Genomic DNA, 2,740 nt, shown 5'->3' on the forward strand with positions numbered 1-2,740 from the left:
TGACGTTCAGTGGCGAGCTGTACTACGACACGACACAGGGCGTGCGGTACGATCAGATACTAGGGCAAACCCCTAACATGGTTTTCACGACGAGCGAATACCAGAATCAGGCACTGCTCGTGCCGGAAGTCGAAACGGCGCTCCCGTCGCTGCAATTCGTGCGCGAGTCGCGCACGCTGACCGGCACCGTCTATGTGTCCGATGCGGGCGGCATCTCCGGTACGGTGAATCTGTGACCTTTCAGACCATTCCGATCCAGCCGAACGCGAACCAGTCGTTCTCGACACTGCTCGACGCTAATGTGCTAACGCAGTTCAACATCACGACGACCGACGAAGGCACGTTCATCGACGTGACCTACGGCGGCGCGTCGATCTGCATGGCGCGGCTCTGCCAGGATCGGACGAATCTGAACACGGCCGCCTATCTCGGCATGCCGCAGCCACTCTTCTTCGCCGACCTGCTCGGCACGACCGATCCGGTGTACACCGGATTCGGCACGCGCTACCTGCTGTGTTACGGCACGCCGGATTGACAAAGCCTTACACTTCGCATAGCATAGGAATTGATCAGTCGTCTCCTGATCGTCTCCGTTCTGTTGGTTGGTTAAGGTTCCGGGCACGTCCCCAAAGCGTGCCCGTTTTTTTTGGCGCTCGTATGCTCAAATCGCGTGACTTTGATCTGACTGGCAAGGACGCAGGCACGCGGGTGACGCTGACTGAACTGCCCGCACTGTGCGCGGACCGTCTTGCGCGCACGCTGCTGCGCGCCGCCGACGCGCCACCAGACGGCGGCGTCGTGTCGCTCGCCTATCAGCACTTGCGCGCCGTGCGCAAGCTCGGCGATAGCGCCAGCGGCGAACTCATGCACTTCGTGCGCGGCACAGTCGACGGTCTGCCGCTCGACCCGCGCCGCCATCTCCGCGACTGGCGCAACATCGAACGCCTGCAGAACATGGCGCTTCTGCTGCACGTCGACTTCATGGTCGGCCGCGAACAGATGGAAATACCGGTGCGGATGCAGGCCGCGTCGATCCTCGCCGGCGGCGACGCAACGCGCGTCACGTATTGCTCGCCCGCCATCAGCGCCGTGATAAACTCGCGATACGCCACTTACGTCGAACTCGAAACCGTGCTGGGCACTGAAGACGCGTACAATCTGGCCGAATCAATCAACGCCGACTCGCTGCGCGAATGGCTTGCCTCACAGTCCAAGGGCGCGCGGTCAAACCTGTAAGGACGAGACATGGACGACATTCGCACAATCATCGTAGAAGGCGCCAGTGCGCGCGACTACGGCAAGCGTTTCCGCCTCACCGAAACCGACCCACTCACGTTCTCGGGCTTCGTGCTGCGCCTCGTGGCCGCGCTGAAGGTAGACAGCTATGAGTCGCTACTCGACCAGATCAAAAGCGGCGTTGCCGCTGACCGGCCGCCGATCGATCTGGTCATGTCGACGCTGTCGGGTTGCGATCCCAAGGCCGTGCACGCGCTCGTGACTGAGGCACTGGAAGGCATCGAAGTCGCCGCCGACCCGCGTCACCCCGAAGGCTTCCGGCCGCTCATGCGCACCGACATCCGCGATCTGGCGACGCTCGGCGCGATCCTGACGGCGTTCGCTAAACTCAACTTCGCAGGCTGATCATGGCCGCCTTGGTCGACGCATCCGCAGCGGTACTGAACGCACTGTCGGCAATCGCATCATCGCTGCCGGCCCTGAACATGCCGGTGCCGCTTTACGGCATCGTGCGCTCGGACTCGTTTATCCCGCTTACGATCCCGTCGTCATGGGGCGAATTCTCGCCGCGGTATGACACTGCGCTGTCGGACTACCCGCAGGAGCAGGGCGCCTACGCCGTGTACAACAAGGTCGTGCGGCCGCGCACGATCGAAGTCGTACTGGTGAAGACCGGCAGCGATGTCGCGCGCTTCACGTGGCTATCCGCGATCGAGGTGCAAGAGTCTGGCAATCCGGAGCAGCTTTACACGCTCATTTCGCCGCAGGGCATCTACACGGATTACACGATCGCCGGCCTGTCGTACGTGACGCGAAAAGAGAAGGGTTCGAACATGCTGTACTTGTCGATCCGCTTCCAGGAGATCCCGCAAATCACCAACACGCTCGGCGGCTACCTGAACGTGCTCGAGGCGAAGAGCGGCATTGTCGCAGGCATCGGCAACGTGTTCTCATCGGCTGCGACGACCGCACAGAACGCTGCGGTGAGCGCCGGCAACTTCCTTGGAATCTAAGTCATGGCTGACGGCTCCGTAGTCGACGAACTGGTCGTAAAACTTACACTCGACAGCAAAGATTACAAAAAGAACGACAAGGAAGTCGACAAGTTGGTCGACAAGACCGAGAAGAAGCAGGTCGAGCGCGAGAAGCAGTCGAAGAAGCGCGACGAAGCCGCAAAGAAGCGCATGGCCGAGTCGAAGAAGGCCGTCAAGCAGTTGACGGAAGGACTCGGCAAACTCGCCTTCACGTTCGGCGCCGTGCTAGGTGTCGGCAGCGCGGCAGGCATCCTCGGCGCGATCACCGCGCTGACGGGCATGGAGACCGGGCTGCGCAAGGCCGCTGTGTCGACCGGCATGTCGAACCTCGAATTGCAGGCGTGGGGTTCGACTGCGCGCCGCCTTGGCACCGATGCGCAATCCGGGCAGGCAGCTATCGCCGCGCTTGCGAAGGAACAGCAGCAATTCGCGCTGACCGGACAGGGCGCGACCATGTCGGCGCTCTCGCG

5 protein-coding genes and 1 pseudogene are annotated in these 2,740 nt (G+C 61.9%); all 6 read left to right on the plus strand.

Annotated elements, in window-relative coordinates:
* Positions 1–236 (plus strand): annotated as a pseudogene (locus tag VGH68_RS21600) (hypothetical protein); the annotation flags it as partial.
* Complete coding sequence (locus VGH68_RS21605; protein WP_331605746.1) at positions 233–535, plus strand: hypothetical protein; 303 nt, start codon at positions 233–235, stop codon at positions 533–535. The pseudogene VGH68_RS21600 and the gene VGH68_RS21605, both read left to right, overlap by 4 nt.
* Positions 532–1,236, plus strand: a complete 705-nt coding sequence (locus VGH68_RS21610) for a hypothetical protein (protein ID WP_331605747.1) — start codon at positions 532–534, stop codon at positions 1,234–1,236. The genes VGH68_RS21605 and VGH68_RS21610 overlap by 4 nt, the downstream gene beginning before the upstream one ends.
* 9 nt (positions 1,237–1,245) lie before the next feature.
* The gene (locus VGH68_RS21615) at positions 1,246–1,641 is read left to right on the plus strand and encodes a hypothetical protein (RefSeq protein ID WP_331605748.1); all 396 of its coding nucleotides are present in this window, start codon (positions 1,246–1,248) and stop codon (positions 1,639–1,641) included.
* Between the two features lie 2 nt (positions 1,642–1,643).
* Positions 1,644–2,249, plus strand: coding sequence for a phage baseplate protein (locus VGH68_RS21620; RefSeq protein ID WP_331605749.1), 606 nt, complete (start codon positions 1,644–1,646; stop codon positions 2,247–2,249).
* Between the two features lie 3 nt (positions 2,250–2,252).
* Positions 2,253–2,740, plus strand: a 488-nt coding sequence (locus VGH68_RS21625) for a hypothetical protein (protein ID WP_331605750.1), incomplete at its 3' end; no start/stop codon positions are given.

It is taken from the genome of Paraburkholderia sp. (genome assembly GCF_036488505.1).
In the GTDB taxonomy this organism is placed as follows: Bacteria; Pseudomonadota; Gammaproteobacteria; order Burkholderiales; family Burkholderiaceae; genus Paraburkholderia.